Annotated in this window: 15 protein-coding genes and 1 riboswitch; of the genes, 2 read left to right on the top strand and 13 right to left on the bottom strand. The window is 59.5% G+C overall.

Annotation, left to right across the window (positions count from 1 at the left end; all coding sequences use genetic code 11):
• Nucleotides 1–26 precede the first annotated feature (26 nt).
• The 6 genes from recG to QZR17_RS03690 form a co-directional block, all read right to left on the bottom strand.
• Nucleotides 27–2,141, bottom strand: coding sequence for an ATP-dependent DNA helicase RecG (recG, locus tag QZR17_RS03715; protein WP_297127773.1), 2,115 nt, complete (start codon nt 2,139–2,141; stop codon nt 27–29).
• Between the two features lie 11 nt (nt 2,142–2,152).
• Nucleotides 2,153–2,749 carry a hypothetical protein gene (locus QZR17_RS03710; protein ID WP_297127770.1) on the bottom strand — a complete coding sequence of 199 codons (597 nt, stop codon included), beginning with the start codon at nt 2,747–2,749 and terminating at the stop codon, nt 2,153–2,155.
• A gap of 17 nt (nt 2,750–2,766) precedes the next feature.
• Nucleotides 2,767–3,183, bottom strand: coding sequence for a protein-export chaperone SecB (locus QZR17_RS03705; protein ID WP_297127768.1), 417 nt, complete (start codon nt 3,181–3,183; stop codon nt 2,767–2,769).
• A gap of 4 nt (nt 3,184–3,187) precedes the next feature.
• Complete coding sequence (locus tag QZR17_RS03700; protein ID WP_297127766.1) at nt 3,188–3,415, bottom strand: hypothetical protein; 228 nt, start codon at nt 3,413–3,415, stop codon at nt 3,188–3,190.
• 63 nt (nt 3,416–3,478) lie between these two features.
• Nucleotides 3,479–4,165, bottom strand: coding sequence for a 2-C-methyl-D-erythritol 4-phosphate cytidylyltransferase (gene ispD, locus QZR17_RS03695; protein ID WP_297127764.1), 687 nt, complete (start codon nt 4,163–4,165; stop codon nt 3,479–3,481).
• Nucleotides 4,162–4,752 carry an RNA methyltransferase gene (locus tag QZR17_RS03690; RefSeq protein WP_297127762.1) on the bottom strand — a complete coding sequence of 197 codons (591 nt, stop codon included), beginning with the start codon at nt 4,750–4,752 and terminating at the stop codon, nt 4,162–4,164. The genes ispD and QZR17_RS03690 overlap by 4 nt, the downstream gene beginning before the upstream one ends.
• Before the next feature lie 23 nt (nt 4,753–4,775).
• Here QZR17_RS03690 and QZR17_RS03685 point away from each other — a divergent pair, with 23 nt between their 5' ends.
• Complete coding sequence (locus QZR17_RS03685; protein WP_297127760.1) at nt 4,776–5,807, top strand: L,D-transpeptidase; 1,032 nt, start codon at nt 4,776–4,778, stop codon at nt 5,805–5,807.
• Nucleotides 5,808–6,001: 194 nt separating this feature from the next.
• Here QZR17_RS03685 and QZR17_RS03680 read toward each other — a convergent pair whose 3' ends face one another.
• Both QZR17_RS03680 and QZR17_RS03675 read right to left on the bottom strand, forming a co-directional pair.
• Nucleotides 6,002–6,670: a murein L,D-transpeptidase catalytic domain family protein gene (locus QZR17_RS03680; RefSeq protein ID WP_297127758.1), complete on the bottom strand. Its 669-nt coding sequence runs from the start codon at nt 6,668–6,670 to the stop codon at nt 6,002–6,004.
• Between the two features lie 107 nt (nt 6,671–6,777).
• On the bottom strand, nt 6,778–7,233 hold the full coding sequence (locus QZR17_RS03675; protein WP_297127756.1) for a hypothetical protein: 456 nt from the start codon (nt 7,231–7,233) through the stop codon (nt 6,778–6,780).
• A 283-nt stretch (nt 7,234–7,516) separates the two neighbouring features.
• On the opposite strand from QZR17_RS03675, the gene QZR17_RS03670 reads away from it, so the two are divergent.
• Nucleotides 7,517–7,768 carry a hypothetical protein gene (locus QZR17_RS03670; RefSeq protein WP_297127753.1) on the top strand — a complete coding sequence of 84 codons (252 nt, stop codon included), beginning with the start codon at nt 7,517–7,519 and terminating at the stop codon, nt 7,766–7,768.
• Between the two features lie 106 nt (nt 7,769–7,874).
• On the opposite strand, the gene msrA is transcribed toward QZR17_RS03670, so the two are convergent.
• The 5 genes from msrA to QZR17_RS03645 form a co-directional block, all read right to left on the bottom strand.
• Entirely contained in the window at nt 7,875–8,969 is a 1,095-nt protein-coding gene (gene msrA, locus QZR17_RS03665; protein ID WP_297127752.1) for a peptide-methionine (S)-S-oxide reductase MsrA, read from the bottom strand.
• The gene (locus QZR17_RS03660) at nt 8,950–9,564 is read right to left on the bottom strand and encodes a lipocalin family protein (protein ID WP_297127750.1); all 615 of its coding nucleotides are present in this window, start codon (nt 9,562–9,564) and stop codon (nt 8,950–8,952) included. The genes msrA and QZR17_RS03660 overlap by 20 nt, the downstream gene beginning before the upstream one ends.
• An 86-nt stretch (nt 9,565–9,650) precedes the next feature.
• The gene (locus QZR17_RS03655) at nt 9,651–11,330 is read right to left on the bottom strand and encodes a putative transporter (RefSeq protein WP_297127748.1); all 1,680 of its coding nucleotides are present in this window, start codon (nt 11,328–11,330) and stop codon (nt 9,651–9,653) included.
• Between the two features lie 103 nt (nt 11,331–11,433).
• Nucleotides 11,434–11,631, bottom strand: a riboswitch (cobalamin riboswitch).
• A gap of 97 nt (nt 11,632–11,728) precedes the next feature.
• The gene (locus QZR17_RS03650; protein ID WP_297127746.1) at nt 11,729–12,526 is read right to left on the bottom strand and encodes a DUF2807 domain-containing protein; all 798 of its coding nucleotides are present in this window, start codon (nt 12,524–12,526) and stop codon (nt 11,729–11,731) included.
• Nucleotides 12,527–12,550: 24 nt separating this feature from the next.
• Nucleotides 12,551–13,909 carry a TolC family protein gene (locus tag QZR17_RS03645; RefSeq protein WP_297127744.1) on the bottom strand — a complete coding sequence of 453 codons (1,359 nt, stop codon included), beginning with the start codon at nt 13,907–13,909 and terminating at the stop codon, nt 12,551–12,553.
• Nucleotides 13,910–13,914: the final 5 nt, after the last annotated feature.

Genomic DNA, 13,914 nt, shown 5'->3' with positions numbered 1-13,914 from the left:
TCTCAAAAGGTGGGGGGGAGGGACGATCAGCTGATCTGGCCCCAGTCGGGGGCGTCGGTCATCAGCTCAGCGAGGGTGGTGCGGATGGGCGCGTTGATCTCCTTGGAGAGCGTGGGGTCGTCCTTGAGGAGCCAGTCGACCAGCCGGGCGGCGAAGGTGACGGCAGTCACATCTCGGCTGAGGTCCGCCACACGGAGGTTCATCACCGTACCGCTCTGCTGCGTCCCCTCCAGCTCGCCATAGCCCCTCAGCGCCATATCCTGCTCGGCAATGTAGAATCCGTCCGTGCTGTCGCACATCACCTGGATCCGCTTCATCGAGGTGGCGCCCGCCTTAGGTCCCACACGGAGGATGCAGTAGCTCTGCTTATCGCCCCGCCCGACACGCCCGCGGAGCTGGTGCAACTGCGAGAGACCGAATCGCTCCGCCGCCGTGATCACCATCACGGTGGCATTGGGCACATCCACACCCACTTCAATCACCGTCGTGGCAACGAGGATCTGCGTCTCGCCGGCGGCAAACTTCCGCATCTCCTCCTCCTTGTCCGCCGCCTTCATCTTCCCATGCACCATACCCACCTGATAGGAGGGGAAGATGCTCCTTGTCTCGTCGTACCCCTCCTCAAGCGACTTCAGGTCGCTCTTCTCGCTCTCCTCGATGAGCGGATAGACGATGTAGACCTGCCGACCCTCGCGGAGCTGCATATGGAGGAACTTCCGCACCTCCACCACGTCCTTCTCGAGGGCAAAGCTGGTCTTGATGGGCGTGCGCCCCGGGGGGAGCTCATCGAGGACGGAGACGTCAAGGTCGCCGTACATCGTCATGGCGAGTGTGCGGGGGATTGGGGTGGCGCTCATAATGAGGATGTGTGGGTGAAGGGCGGGGTTTTTCTCCCAAAGCCGGCTCCTCTGATAGACACCGAAGCGGTGCTGCTCATCGATCACCGCCATACCGAGGGCGTGGAAGTGGACGTAGTCCTCGATCAGGATGTGGGTGCCGACGAGAATGTCCACCTCGCCCGCCTCCACGCGGGCGGTGATCCGCTCCTTCTCCCGCTTCCGCATCGACCCGGTGAGGAGGGCGACGGATGTTTTCTGTCCTCGGAGCATCCTTGTGAGGGTATTGTAGTGCTGCTGTGCGAGGATCTCCGTCGGCGCCATCATGCAGGCCTGCATACCGCTGTCCACCGCTTGGAGCATCGCGAGGAGCGCCACGACCGTCTTGCCTGAGCCCACATCGCCCTGTAGGAGGCGGTTCATCTGATGCCCCGAGGTGACGTCCTCGCGGATCTCCCTGAGGACGCGCTTCTGCGCCCCCGTGAGCTCAAAGGTGAGCCCTTGCTCATAAAAGGTCATGAAGTGGTCCCCCAGCGGTCCGAGGACGAAGCCGCCACTCTCTGCCTGCCGCTCGGCGTGGATCAGACGCATCCGGAGGCGGAGGTAGAAGAGCTCCTCCAGCTTGAGCCGCCGCTGTGCCGCCTCCAGCTGTGCCGGGTCGGTGGGGAAGTGCATGGCGTAGAGCGCCTGAGCCCTCGGCATCAGCCCATACCGGCTGAGGAAGTAGTCGGGGAGGGTCTCGGGGATCTGCCCCTGCACCCGGTCAAATGCCCTTCGGACGGCACTCGAGAGCGCCTTGCTGTCGAGCCCGGAGCGCTTCATCCGGTCTGACGTGTGGTAGAGGGGGAAAAAGCTCCCAACGCTCTCCCCCGCCTTGCTCGCCACCTCGATGTCGGGGTGGGTGATGCTGATCACTCCCTTGTAGACCTTGGGCTGACCGAAGAGGATGTAGTCCGTGTCCTGACGAAGGGTGCGGGTCCAGTAGGAGATGCTATTGAACCATACCAGCTCCACCATCCCGGTGCCGTCGCTGAAGTAGCCCCTCAGTCGCTTGCGGTGTCCCTGCCCCTCCTCCTCAAGGCTGACGATGCGCCCTCTCAGCTGAACGTATGCCAGCCCGGTGGAGAGCTGGCTGATGGGGTAGATCTGCGTCCGGTCGAGGTACTTGTAGGGGAAGTAGAGGATTAGGTCCTCCAGTGTCCGGAGGGATAGCTCGCTAGACAGCAGGTGGGCGCGCCGCTCCCCGACCCCGGTCAGGTAGGTGAGGTCGCTGCCGAGCAAGGTGCCGTCTCCGGGTCGCGCCATAGGGGTTAAGACTACATCTTCTCGTCGCTTGTATTACCGGATAGATTGGTCTCATCCGGGTAGACTATGACGAAAGGCTCTGTGAGGAGTGTTTTGTCAAAAAAGCAGATCTGGACCCTCCTTAGTATGAGCAGCGTTGCTTTTTCTCCCGGGTACTCTATGGCTTCATCTGGATTGGGAGAAGATCTCCTCGGGCTGGGGCACATTCTGATCGCCTTGTATGGGAAGTCTGTTGCTCTCCTCAAGAACGCTATGACAAAAGGGATAGTCAATCTATCGGGGTGAAAGGTGTCACGGAGCAGGCGAATGCACTTAAGGAAGTCGTCTAGGTCAGCCATACGCCCCACTGTATCAAAGAGTAGCTCTGACTGCTCGTCAAAGCTTGTCCTGCCTATGATGTATCGAGAGTCCCCATAGATCTCATCGCCCCACCACTTAGCATCCTCTATACGCGTATCCCAGAAGTAGTACCCCTCGCCCATCCATGGCTCTCTGGTTCCACTCTTCTTCTCCCCGTTATCGCCCACAGATCGGCATAAGTAGGGCCCGTGGATAGCAACCTCTTCTCTATTTCCTCTGTCCTCCAGAGTCTGGTATATAGGTGTCATCTTAGTCCGTAGACGACTTACTCCACCTCTTTGGTGTTGCGCTTGAGGATTCCCTGAAGGTCAGAGAAATTAATGATCGGAAGGATGATTGGTGGGACGTTAGCCTGAAGTGACAATGTGCTTAGGAATGACCGGACGTAGGGGAATACGATTGCCAAACAATTGGGATAAAAGTAGCCCGGTATCTCGGATAACTCTATGGGCTCGATAAATCCAAATACCACTTGGAGTGTTGTGGAGATAAATTCTTTTTCCTCCGATGAAACTCTTGTAATCAGTCGCAACTTGTACTCACCGGTGGATTTGGAGTATTCTCCACAGGGGTCAAAAGAGACGCTCAATGTCGCAGCCTCCTGAGTCTCCATGTCCATTGAGACTTGGAGAAACCGATACGACTTAAGGGTGAATGTTGCGGCCTTGCCTTGTCCTGCCATTGCTTTATGCTGCTAAGTAATTCATGTCGTTGGAGGAAAAAGAGTGTCCATTTTCCTCTTGACGATCCAGTTCGCTTAGGTCAAGACCCTGTGTCAGCCGGATCTGAATGGCATATGCAAGGGCATCTGTCCCCACCTCATTGAGGTGGTCCAGCGCACTCCAGTCCTCTTGCAGTTCTTTCTCGGAGGCTGTCTTGAGATACTCCTTCAGGCTTTCGAATACATGTCCCATAGTTCACAGGCATTGATGGTGTTACCTACTATCAGCAAATATAGCCACAAAATCAATAAGAGGCTATAGCTCGTCTCGAAGGATCAGGGCGGCGAGGGCGAGATCGCGGGGGGTGGTGATCTTGAGGTTGTCCGGGTCACCCTCGACGAGGAGCGGACTGCGACCGGTGTGGAGGCTGTAGAGCCCGGCATCATCCGTCTGGGCCGTGTCGCCCTCCGCCTCGTAGGCGGTGAGGATCGCCTCGCGAGTGAAGAGCTGCGGTGTTTGCACGCAGCGGACGAGGCTTCGGTCGAGGACGGTGCTGCCCCCGTCCGGCGTGATCATCCGGAGGCTGTCCGTGGGGTGAGTCACCGGGATGGCTGCCTCGGCGCCCTCCATCGCAGCGAGTAGCCGGTCCCACATCTCCCGCCTGAGGATCGGACGTACCCCGTCGTGGATCGCCACCAGCTCGATCTCCTCCGACACCTCTCTCAGCCCGTGGAGCACACTCTCCCCACGTGTCGTACCGCCATGCACCAGCGTCAGGGAGACGTCCGGGCAGAACTCCTCCAGTAGCGTACGGACCCTCTCGTCGTCATCGGGAGGGATCACCAAGATCAGCTGATCGCCCGGGGTGAGGAGGGCGGATGCGGCGTGCACCGTATGGGCGAGGATCGGTCGCCCCTCTAGAGGGAGGTACTGCTTGGGCAGCGGGGCACCCATGCGGACCCCCCGACCGGCGGCGACGATGATAAGGGCTGTGCGTCTCATCGGTAGAGCTGTGATATGGTGTAGAGGACGATGCCGGCAGCGACAGAGACATTGAGCGAGTGCTTGGTGCCGAACTGCGGGATCTCGACGCAGTGGTCCGAGGCATCGACTACCGCCTGCTGCACGCCGTGGACCTCATGCCCGAGGATGAGGGCGGTGGGGCGGTCGGTGTCGATCACCTTTGCCACATCAGGGAGCAAGATGCTGTCGTGCGCCTGCTCCACGGAGAGGATCAGATAGCCCTCCTCGCGCGCCTGCCGCACCGCCTCAAGGGTGTCAGGCTGGTGACTCCAGTCGACCGTCTCCTCCGCGCCGAGGGCGCTCTTGTGCAGGTCGGCGTGACCTGGCCGACCGGTGATGCCACAGAGGACGATCCCCCGCAGCCTCAGCGCATCAGCGGTCCTGAAGACCGCCCCCACATTGAGCAGACTCCGCACGTTGTCCAGTATTACGAGGATGGGGCACTTAGGCGCTGCGGAGTACTCCTCCGGCGAGAGCCTTCCCATCTCCTCCATAGTCAGTTTCTGTCCCATAGTCAGGACAAAGGTACCCATAGACGATGGATTTTGATTATCTTGTCTCACCATTCCCAATCGTATCATCCATAAAAATGAATAGACGACCCCTTACTCTGCCCTCTCTGTCGCTCCTGCTGCTGCTCCTCCTCTCGTGTGGAAGGGGTGGAATGAGTGCTGAGACGGTGACCGATAGCGTGCCGATCACAGACAGCATCATCTCTGCTCCGGAGCCGGAGGAGCAGCTGCCCCTCACGGCGGCAGACATAAGCCTGCGGGAGGAGCTTCTCTTCGAGGAGTACCACCTCGACTCCGTCTACGACTACCGGGATACCTTCCGTGTGGTGCAGTATGATCAGGTACGGGAGCGACTCGCCTACATCGAGAGCCTCTACGAGGAGGCGAACCGCTGGGCGGTGGTCGCCAATCGTCAGAATAAGAATGGTGAGTCACCGACGATCAAGGACTTTCACCGCAACGAGTACAAGCACGTGACCGACAAGTATGGGGTCGAGCGCTATCAGTCGGCAGCACTCTACGAGCTGAGTGACACGCTCCAGCCGGTCCGTTATACTCAGGACGGCTCTCTCGTCCACGTCATCGACTCTGTCGGCTCCTTCTACCACATCTTCCTCGCCCGGCACGATGAGGGAGAGTATATGGTGAAGCGGAAGTATCTCGAGCTACTGCCGGACAGCGTCTTCTTTGACCACGTCATCTTCGTCGACCGAAACAACCAGAACATCCTCACCGTGGAGCGCGAGTCTCGCGGGCAGTGGCTCGTTAGGAGTGTCAACCCTGCCACCACCGGCCGTAAGCGACCGCCCTACGCGCGTGCCACGCCACTGGGGATCTACCTCCTGCAGGAGAAGAAGCCCAAGATGTACTACACCGGGGACGGCAGCTCGACGATTGCCGGCTTTGCGCCCTATGCCAGTCGTTTCTGCTGCGGAGCCTATATCCATGGCGTGCCGGTCAATAACCCTCACGGTAAGATACGCGAGTGGAGCCCCAGCCTCGGCACCACGCCGCGCTCCCATATGTGTGTCCGCAATGCCTCCAGCCACGCCAAGTTTGTCTACGACTGGGCACCTCTCCGCAATTCTCTCGTCGTGGTGATCGAGTGACACGGGGAAAAAAGCTCCCGCCTGAGCGCATACACTAATACCGATATTAGACGCGTCTAATATCGGTATTAGTGTTTTCTTTTATCGGTATTAGTATTCGCTCATACCGATAGTAGCCAGAGGAATGGTCGAGGGCGTCCGTATGGTGGTGAAATAGAGTGGGCTAGACCCATCCGATGAGATGTGAAGGGTGGTCAGGAGCGCTGATTGCGACTCTCCCCGTAGATGTAGAGCACGCTGCCACCCTTGATGGTGTCGATGATCGGACGATTGAGAGCCGGTGGCAGGGCGGGGCAGCCCCAGCTGCGCCCCAGTCGTCGCCCGCCACGGCAGACCGATGGGTCAGCGTAGGCGGCACCGTGGATCACGATCGCCCGGGCGAGGGCATTGTCGTTGACTCCCTTCTCCAGCCCATTGAGCCGAAGTGAGTAGCCATTCTTGCCGGTGTAGGTCCCCTCGGTGAGGTAGAGCCCCAGCGAACTCTGATGGCTCTCGGGGCGATTGGAGAAGCGGGTGGCGTAGAGGTCGCCACTATTACGCCCATGGGCGACGAGGGAGTGGAAGAGAAGCTTCCCCGCCGCCATATCCAGCACCAGGAGCCGCTCCTCATTGGACGGCTTCGTGAAGTCGATCAGCGTGAGGATCTCCTTCTTCCGGTCCTTGATCCGGCAGTAGCCGTCGTAGGCCTTGCGAAATGCTGCCTCATCCACCCAAGCACTCAGCCCCAGCTGGTCATAGATCACCTGGCAGCTATCTGTATGTGCGACCAGTATGGTGTCGGTGGACGGGACCTGACTCTCCTCCTCACTATCGTGAGGCGAACCTGCCATGAGGAGCAGCAGCGCTCCGCACAGCAGGGTCATAGTCAGTACCGATATAGTTTTCTCTCCCTTCTTCATCACGGGGACAAAGGTACCACATTCTTCTCTCGGGATCACTCCCCGGAGAGCTAATCTATCTTAACTCCCACTTATGGCGTCACCTGACGCTGTAGTACCAGCATATCGCTGAGGTACTCGTCCAGGATCTTCCGGACAAAGCCTGGGGAGCCCTCCACCATCTGCTCCACCCGAGGGGGCATCGATAGGGTCAGCAGCTGTCCGCTGATCTGCACCTGAGTCTTGTAGTCGGGATCATCGGGGTGCTCCACGTCGGAGATGATGTAGCGTCGCCCATCATCGGTACGGTAGGTGAAGTCTCCTCGACCCTTGTAGTCCTTGAAGATCGACTTCACGCTGTACTCGTAGTACCCTGCCTGTGCCGAGGTGAAGTGATAGGAGATGTACCCCTTTGCCCCCGTGTGGTCAAAGGTGGACCTCCACGTGGAGCCGCTCAGATCCTGCGCCTGCAGGACGACCGGTACAGCCCCTATAATAAGGAGCGGGAGGAGGATGTGGACTCTGAGGTAGTTGATAAGCTGTTTCATAATGCTGATTCTCTTATACTACTATGATGGGATGTAGGGACATAGGTTTGATCGGCTTCCCCGATAGAGTGTTATCATTTGTTGTCGGGCACTATGCCCCCTATGGAGGGGTAGGGACCCTTTAGCCCCCCTTGTTTACCCTATCGTGCGATGCTCGAGAGGCTGATCCAGACAGGGATTGCGAGATTTTCTCGGGGAAGTGTTTGCTCAATTGAAAATTAGATGTAACTTTGTCCCCGAGTATAGGCAATATTTTACACACTTAAAAGATAGATTTAGAATTATGAAGAAGATTATCGCTATCAGCGCTGCCGCTGTATGTATGATGATGGGTCTTGCTTCTTGCAACAAGACTGAGAACCAGCAGAACGCCGACCAGGCTAAGGAGCAGATCGACCAGAAGGCTGACGCCATGAAGGATCAGATCGACCAGAAGGCTGACCAGGCTAAGGAGGTTGTCGATGAGGCAGCTGACAAGGCTGACAGTCTCGCTGCAGCTCAGACCGCTAAGGAGGCAGAGCAGGCTGTTAAGTAATTAGCACCCCCTGTCGTCGGTACATAAGCCGACCATAATACAAGGAGAGCCCCGCACGGACCAAGTGTCAGTGCGGGGCTCTCTCTATCGGTATACGCCGGGTGGGCTATCTCTTGAGTAGGTGCAGGTAGTCGCCGTAGCCCTCGCGCTCCATCTCCTCCTTGGGGACGAAGCGGAGGGCGGCGCCATTGATGCAGTAGCGGAGGCCGCCACGATCGCGAGGACCGTCGTCAAAGACGTGTCCCAGGTGTGCCTCGCCCAGCTTACTCCTCACCTCCGTACGGCGCATGCCGTAGCGTAGATCGGTCCGCTCCACGAGGATGCTATCGCTGATCGGTCGGCTGAAGGCGGGCCATCCGCAGCCGCTATCGTATTTGTCTGAGGAGAGGAAGAGCGGCTCGCCGGTGGTGACATCGACGTAGATCCCCTCCCGAAACTCCTTGTCGTACGGATGGCTGAAGGCGCGCTCCGTGCCTCCTTCCTGCGTCACCTCGTACTGCAGGTCGGTGAGGAGCCGGTGTAGCTCTTTCTTGCTCTTACGGCTAAAGCGGGGCTGATTTGCCTCGCGTGCCTTCCGGAAGAGGGTGGGGGAGATGTGGCAGTAGGCGGAGGGGTTTTTCTCCAAGTAATCCTGGTGGTACTCCTCGGCGCGATAGAAGCTCCTGAGCGGCATCCCCTCCACCGCTATCGGCTTGCTGTACTGCGTGCTGAGCTGCGCCAGTGCAGCGGTCACCACCGACTCATCGGCGGGGTCGCTGTAGTAGATCCCGGTGCGGTACTGCGTGCCGCGGTCGTTGCCCTGACGATTGACCGCCGTAGGGTCTATGGCGAGGAAGAAGGTCTCAAGCAACTTTGCCGTCGACAGCACCTCCGGGTCGTAGACCACCCTGACAGTCTCGGCGTAGCCCGACTTGTCGCCACAGACGATCTCGTAGGTGGGGTCGGGGGTACTGCCATTGGCATATCCCACCTCTGTCTCCACCACACCGCGGATCTGGCGGAGGAAGTGCTCCGTCCCCCAGAAGCATCCGCCGGCGAGGTAGATCTCTCTTACGCTATCACTCATCTCTACAGTCTCTTGCTTGGTGTCCTGAGTGCGCCCCCCGGCTGAGAGGCAGCCTGGGAGCAGGAGGAGGAGAGCACTGATGAGGAGCAGCGGTACTCTCGCTCCCGCCCATACCTCAGTCGTCCGTCTCCTCATCCTCCTCGTCCTCCGGATCTTCCTCCGGCTCCACGGGACGCTCGCGGGTGCCCTGCTCGACCCAGACGAGCCGGTCGGTGTCGTAGCCGAGTGCCTTGGCCTTGGAGACGAAGAGCTCCTTCACCCCCTCCGGCATCTCCATCGTGCGGGAGAGGAACCATACGTAGTCGGTATTGCGGCCGACGACGAGCGCATAGCGATAGTCCGGGTCGAGCTCGACGACGTTGTAGGAGCTGTAGAAGGGACCGAAGAAGGAGACCATCAGCCGCGCCACCTCAGGGTCCTCGATCGGCTTTGCTCTGCCGATGGAGTCGCTCCAGCGCTCCCTCTTGAGGTCGTAGCCGCTATTGACGACCCGGATGGTGCCGTCGTCATTGAGGGAGTACTCGGCGGTGGTGTTGTCGAGATCTTTCTCAAAGCGTGAGTCGAGGCGGGCGATCTCGTACCACTTGCCGAGGTAGCGCTCGAGGTCGAAGCCTCTCACCGGCCACGCTCCCCGAGGTAGCCCCATCTTTTTCCAGATGTAGTAGTAAGCAGCAGCACCGGCTGCGGCAGCGGTCCCTGTAAGGGCTATCAGTAGATTCTTTGCTTTCATGGTCATAGTGGTGATATAGTTATCTTATCCTTGTCACCCAAAGGTACCAAGAATGCAGTAGAAACAGGGAGATCCTCACTCCTTCCTCAGCTCAGCAGCAGGACCATCCACTGAGCCGCCATGACGCGGACGAAGAGGGTGAGGGGGTAGATGGTGGCGTAGAGGACGGAGGGGGTGTTATTCTTCGTCGCATCCGGGGTGAGCGAGAGCGCCGGGGCAAAGGTCATGCTCCCCGCCACGTAGCCGAGGAGGGTGAAGTAGTCCAGCCGGAGGCAGAGCCGCCCGATGATCAGCGTGACCCAGAGTGGGATCATCATCATCAGCGCTGCGTAGCCCATCCAGACCAGTCCACCGCTTGCGATCTTCTCCACAAAGCTCTCGCCCACGCTCAGCCCGACGCAGGCAAGGAAGAGCGCAATGCCCAGCTCGCGCAACATATGATTGGCGCTCTCGGTATTGTGGGTATTGAGGCGGAAGTGGGTGCCAAAGTTGCTCAGCAGGATCGCCGTCACGAGTGTCCCGCCGGCAAAGCCGAGCTTGACCGGCATGGACATCGAGGGCAGGTGGATCCTTAGGCTCCCGATCAGCACACCGATGAGGATCGTGAGGGCGACTATGAAGAGATTGGGCTGGCGGAGGGTTTTGCGCGAGTTGCCCAGCACCTGCTCCACGTGCTTCACATCCTCCTCGTGTCCGACGACGATCACCGTATCACCCACCTGGAGCAGTAGCTCCGGTCGCGCCATCAGGTAGACGCCGGCGCGGTAGACTCGCGTGATCGAGGCATTGTAGAGGGAGCGGAGCTTCAGGCTACCGATGCTCTTCCCATTGATCCTATCCCGGGTGACGAGGCAGCGGTGCGAGACCACGTCGGTTGCCCCTCGTGTGATCCACTCCGGCTCCACGAGTGGCAACTCCCTGCCGAGGAAGGCGCAGATCGTCTCCTTGTCACTCTCGTCGGAGATCACCATCAAGCGGTCGCCGAGGCGGATGATCGACTTCGGCCCCGCCATCTCCACCTCCCCGGAGTCGTGGTGCATGATGCGGGAGATCACGACGTCGTACTTCTCCAGCACCGACTTCGACTCGTAGACGCTCTTACCGTCCATCCAGGGGTTGCTCACCTCGAGGGCGTAGACCACTGCATCCTTGTGGGTGGCACGCTCCCGCTCCTCTATCTCCCGCTCCTCACGAGGGACATCGATCCGGAAGACCCACTTCAGCAGAGACATCGTCAGGATCATCCCGAGGATCGCCACCGGATAGCCAAGGGCGTACCCGATGCCCACATCCCCGAGAGCGGCGCTGCCGACGGCGCGGGCGCTCTCCTGCGTCGCTGCGAGGGCGGGTGTATTCGTCACCGCACCGGAGAGGATGCCCATCAGCGTCGCCATAGGCGTCTGCGTCACCCGGTAGAGGATGTAGGAGACGATGAGGGAGAGGAGGATCGAGAGGAGAGAGAGGAGGTTCAGTCGCACGCCTCCCTGACGGAAGGTGGCAAAGAATCCCGGCCCCACGGTCATGCCGATGCCGAAGATAAAGAGGATCATCCCCGTCTCGCGGACAAAGGAGAGTACCTGTGGGTCGAGCCGAAGCCCCAGATGCCCGAGGAAGATACCGGTGAAGAGGACCCAAGAGACGCCGAGGGAGAAGCCTCCGAGGCGGATCTTGCTGAGTAAGACGCCGATGGTGAGCACCAGGGCGAGGATGAAGATGGAGGAGGCAATGTCCCCCGTCCAGAGTAGGTTGCGTACTATCTCGACCATAAGCGTGTGATGCTAAGAAATGACCGAGTAACGCCTGACTGTCTGTTCATAACTTTAACTCCCGAAAGAAATTGTGTGTGACTACTAAGGGCTTATCATCGGGGGCGCATCCCGGGTCGCAAGTCGGTCTTCTGACTTATCTCTGCCGCATCGGTGCCTTCCCGAGGAGTGTTGCTCCCAGTGGCTTGTCGAGGCCGATCGGCTATTGCGTGAGACTTACAGCAGCGGGTACTGTACCGGACTCTCACCGGTTTCCCCACCTCCTACAGAGGAGGTATATACTTGCAGTACGGAGTGCCCCCCTTGGCGGTGCAAAGTTAAGAAATAAAAGGAGAGCCCGCTCCTCCCTTTTGCCCAAGGGGGAGCAGGCTCTCGCCGGATGATCCTTTTGCTCGTCCTTACTTCGTCAGTATCTCGATGTCGCCCTTGCCGTCGCGGGTGATGTTGCGACGGTCGGTGCAGCGGATGGTGATGTCGGAGGAGAGTTCGGCATTGAGGGTGCCACCATTCACCGTGAGATCACTACCATCCACCTCAGCGCCTGAGGAGGCGGAGATGCTCACGGTCTCACCGGTGCCGGAGAGGGTGATGTCACTCCCGGTGCCGGCGTGTATGTCAGCGAGGCGGAAGGAGCCGGTGTACTCGATCTCACCCCCGGTGGTGCTCTTGAGCTTCAGCGTCCTCTGATTGCCGGAGAGGTAGAGCTCAGCCCCGGTGGCGGCAGTGGCGATCACTTCTTGCGCATCACCGGTGAAGAGCAGCTCGCCGCCGGTGAAGCTCTTCAGCTCCAGTCGAGCGATCTTAGTGGGGCGGTAGTTCTTGTCTATATGCAGCTCAGCGCCGGTCTCCGCCTTTAGGGCGGTGAGGCTATTGAGATCGGTGAGGGTGACGACGGCAAGATAGGTGTGGTCGTCGTCTTTGATGGTCCCAAAGGAGGGCTTCATCGAGATCCGGAGCGACTTCTCCGAGGCATCGGTGGAGCACTTGACCTTGTCGAGGTTGTCGACGTAGAGGTCCACCTTATTCTCCGTGCCGGGACGGAGCACCACCTCGAAGCCTGTAGAGGCGGTTATGTCGGTGGGGCAGTAGTCAAGAGTGATGGTCTTATCGGGCAACTGGCCGGGCTCCTGAGCCTCTGCGGCGACAAAGCCGGCGAGTAGGGCGAGGGAGGCAAGTAGGTATCTGAGGGTGCGCATAGTGTTTGGTATGAAATAAAAGGGTTATCGGGGCAGTGCTCCGGTGAGGTAGTAGGTGAGGTTGATCGAGCGGAGGAGTCGGGTGTAGACGCTCTGGAGGTACTGCGACTTCGCTCCGATGAGTTTATTCTTGGACTGCTCCCACTCGTAGGCGGTGATGCGACCGGCATTGTACTCCTTCTCGGTCATATCGAGGGACTCCTGCGCCACCTCTACATTGTCCTTGGAGAGGCGGTAGGACTCCTCCGCCTTGCGGAGGTCAGCGGTGGCGAGGGTAATGTTTCGCTGCTCGCTAAACTGCTGCTGGATGAGCTGTCCGAGGGCGCTCTCCCGCTGCAGCTCTGCCTGACGGACGGAGGCGCGGACCTGACCGCGATTGAAGATCGGGATGGAGAGCGAGAGACCGATGGTGTACTGCCCATTTGACTTGAGCTGGTCGCTGAAGGACTGATTGATGACCTCGTCACCGAAGTAGTGGAAGTAGCCATTAGAGTAGCCACCGGAGAGGCTTAGGCGGGGCATATAGCCAGCCTTGGCGCGCTTGACGTCGTAGGAGGAGAGGTCGTACCGTAGCTGAGCGAGACGGAGGGAGGGATTGGTCCACTCCGGTGCCGCACGATAGGGTGACTCCCGCTCCAATCGGGCGATGACGCTCTCGGGATCCTCCTGAGGCACGGTAAAGGTCTCGCCCTCCTCCGTGATGCCCATATCGAGTCGGAGGACGCGCATGGCACGGTCGAGGTCGGACTTTGCCTCATTGAGCGCCAGGCGATCCTGACCCACCTGGGTACGCATCTTGAGCTGCTCCGAGGGAGCGAGCTTGCCCGCTGCCACCTGAGCATCGACCCGCTTCTGCTGCATAAGGGAGAGGGAGAGATTCTCCTCCGCCACCTCGACGATCTGCTGAGCGAGGAGGACGCCGACGTAGCTGGAGGCGACGGTGAGGGCGATCCGGTCCTCCACCTCGTCGAGGATGTAGTCCTTGCTCTCGAGCGCCTCTTGGCTGCTCTTAAGTGCCCACCAGCGGGCGCCGCCCTCAAAGAGGGAGAGCGAAGTGGAGACATTGAGCCCGGTGGAGGATCCGTTGTTCTTCCTCAGCACCTTATCGTGTCCTTGGGTGTAGCCAAAGGAGAAGTTTTGCCCCACGCCGGCATTGAGGTCGGGGAGGAAGGCCATCTTAGCCGACTCCTCCTGCACCTCGAGTTGCTCCATCTGCACCTGGGCGGGGATCAGCTCGGGGCTGTGCCTCTGTGCGTAGGTGATGCACTGCGAGAGGGTCATCTCGCTGCTGAGGGTAGGCTCCGCCTCCGGCACCTGCGCCGTAGCCGTGAGGGCGAGGAGCGGGAGGAGAAGAGTGGGGACGAAAAGTCTGTGAGCGATCATGGTGG

It is taken from the genome of uncultured Porphyromonas sp. (assembly GCF_900541275.1).
Lineage (GTDB): Bacteria > Bacteroidota > Bacteroidia > Bacteroidales > Porphyromonadaceae > Porphyromonas_A.
This window is presented reverse-complemented; position numbering and strand designations above follow the sequence as displayed.

Coding starts and splice junctions, on each gene's coding strand:
- recG (WP_297127773.1), bottom strand. CDS start 2,141: ATGGCGCGACCCGGAGACGGCACCTTGCTCGGCAGCGACCTCACCTAC.
- QZR17_RS03710 (WP_297127770.1), bottom strand. CDS start 2,749: ATGACACCTATATACCAGACTCTGGAGGACAGAGGAAATAGAGAAGAG.
- QZR17_RS03705 (WP_297127768.1), bottom strand. CDS start 3,183: ATGGCAGGACAAGGCAAGGCCGCAACATTCACCCTTAAGTCGTATCGG.
- QZR17_RS03700 (WP_297127766.1), bottom strand. CDS start 3,415: ATGGGACATGTATTCGAAAGCCTGAAGGAGTATCTCAAGACAGCCTCC.
- ispD (WP_297127764.1), bottom strand. CDS start 4,165: ATGAGACGCACAGCCCTTATCATCGTCGCCGCCGGTCGGGGGGTCCGC.
- QZR17_RS03690 (WP_297127762.1), bottom strand. CDS start 4,752: ATGGTGAGACAAGATAATCAAAATCCATCGTCTATGGGTACCTTTGTC.
- QZR17_RS03685 (WP_297127760.1), top strand. CDS start 4,776: ATGAATAGACGACCCCTTACTCTGCCCTCTCTGTCGCTCCTGCTGCTG.
- QZR17_RS03680 (WP_297127758.1), bottom strand. CDS start 6,670: ATGACCCTGCTGTGCGGAGCGCTGCTGCTCCTCATGGCAGGTTCGCCT.
- QZR17_RS03675 (WP_297127756.1), bottom strand. CDS start 7,233: ATGAAACAGCTTATCAACTACCTCAGAGTCCACATCCTCCTCCCGCTC.
- QZR17_RS03670 (WP_297127753.1), top strand. CDS start 7,517: ATGAAGAAGATTATCGCTATCAGCGCTGCCGCTGTATGTATGATGATG.
- msrA (WP_297127752.1), bottom strand. CDS start 8,969: ATGAGGAGACGGACGACTGAGGTATGGGCGGGAGCGAGAGTACCGCTG.
- QZR17_RS03660 (WP_297127750.1), bottom strand. CDS start 9,564: ATGAAAGCAAAGAATCTACTGATAGCCCTTACAGGGACCGCTGCCGCA.
- QZR17_RS03655 (WP_297127748.1), bottom strand. CDS start 11,330: ATGGTCGAGATAGTACGCAACCTACTCTGGACGGGGGACATTGCCTCC.
- QZR17_RS03650 (WP_297127746.1), bottom strand. CDS start 12,526: ATGCGCACCCTCAGATACCTACTTGCCTCCCTCGCCCTACTCGCCGGC.
- QZR17_RS03645 (WP_297127744.1), bottom strand. CDS start 13,909: ATGATCGCTCACAGACTTTTCGTCCCCACTCTTCTCCTCCCGCTCCTC.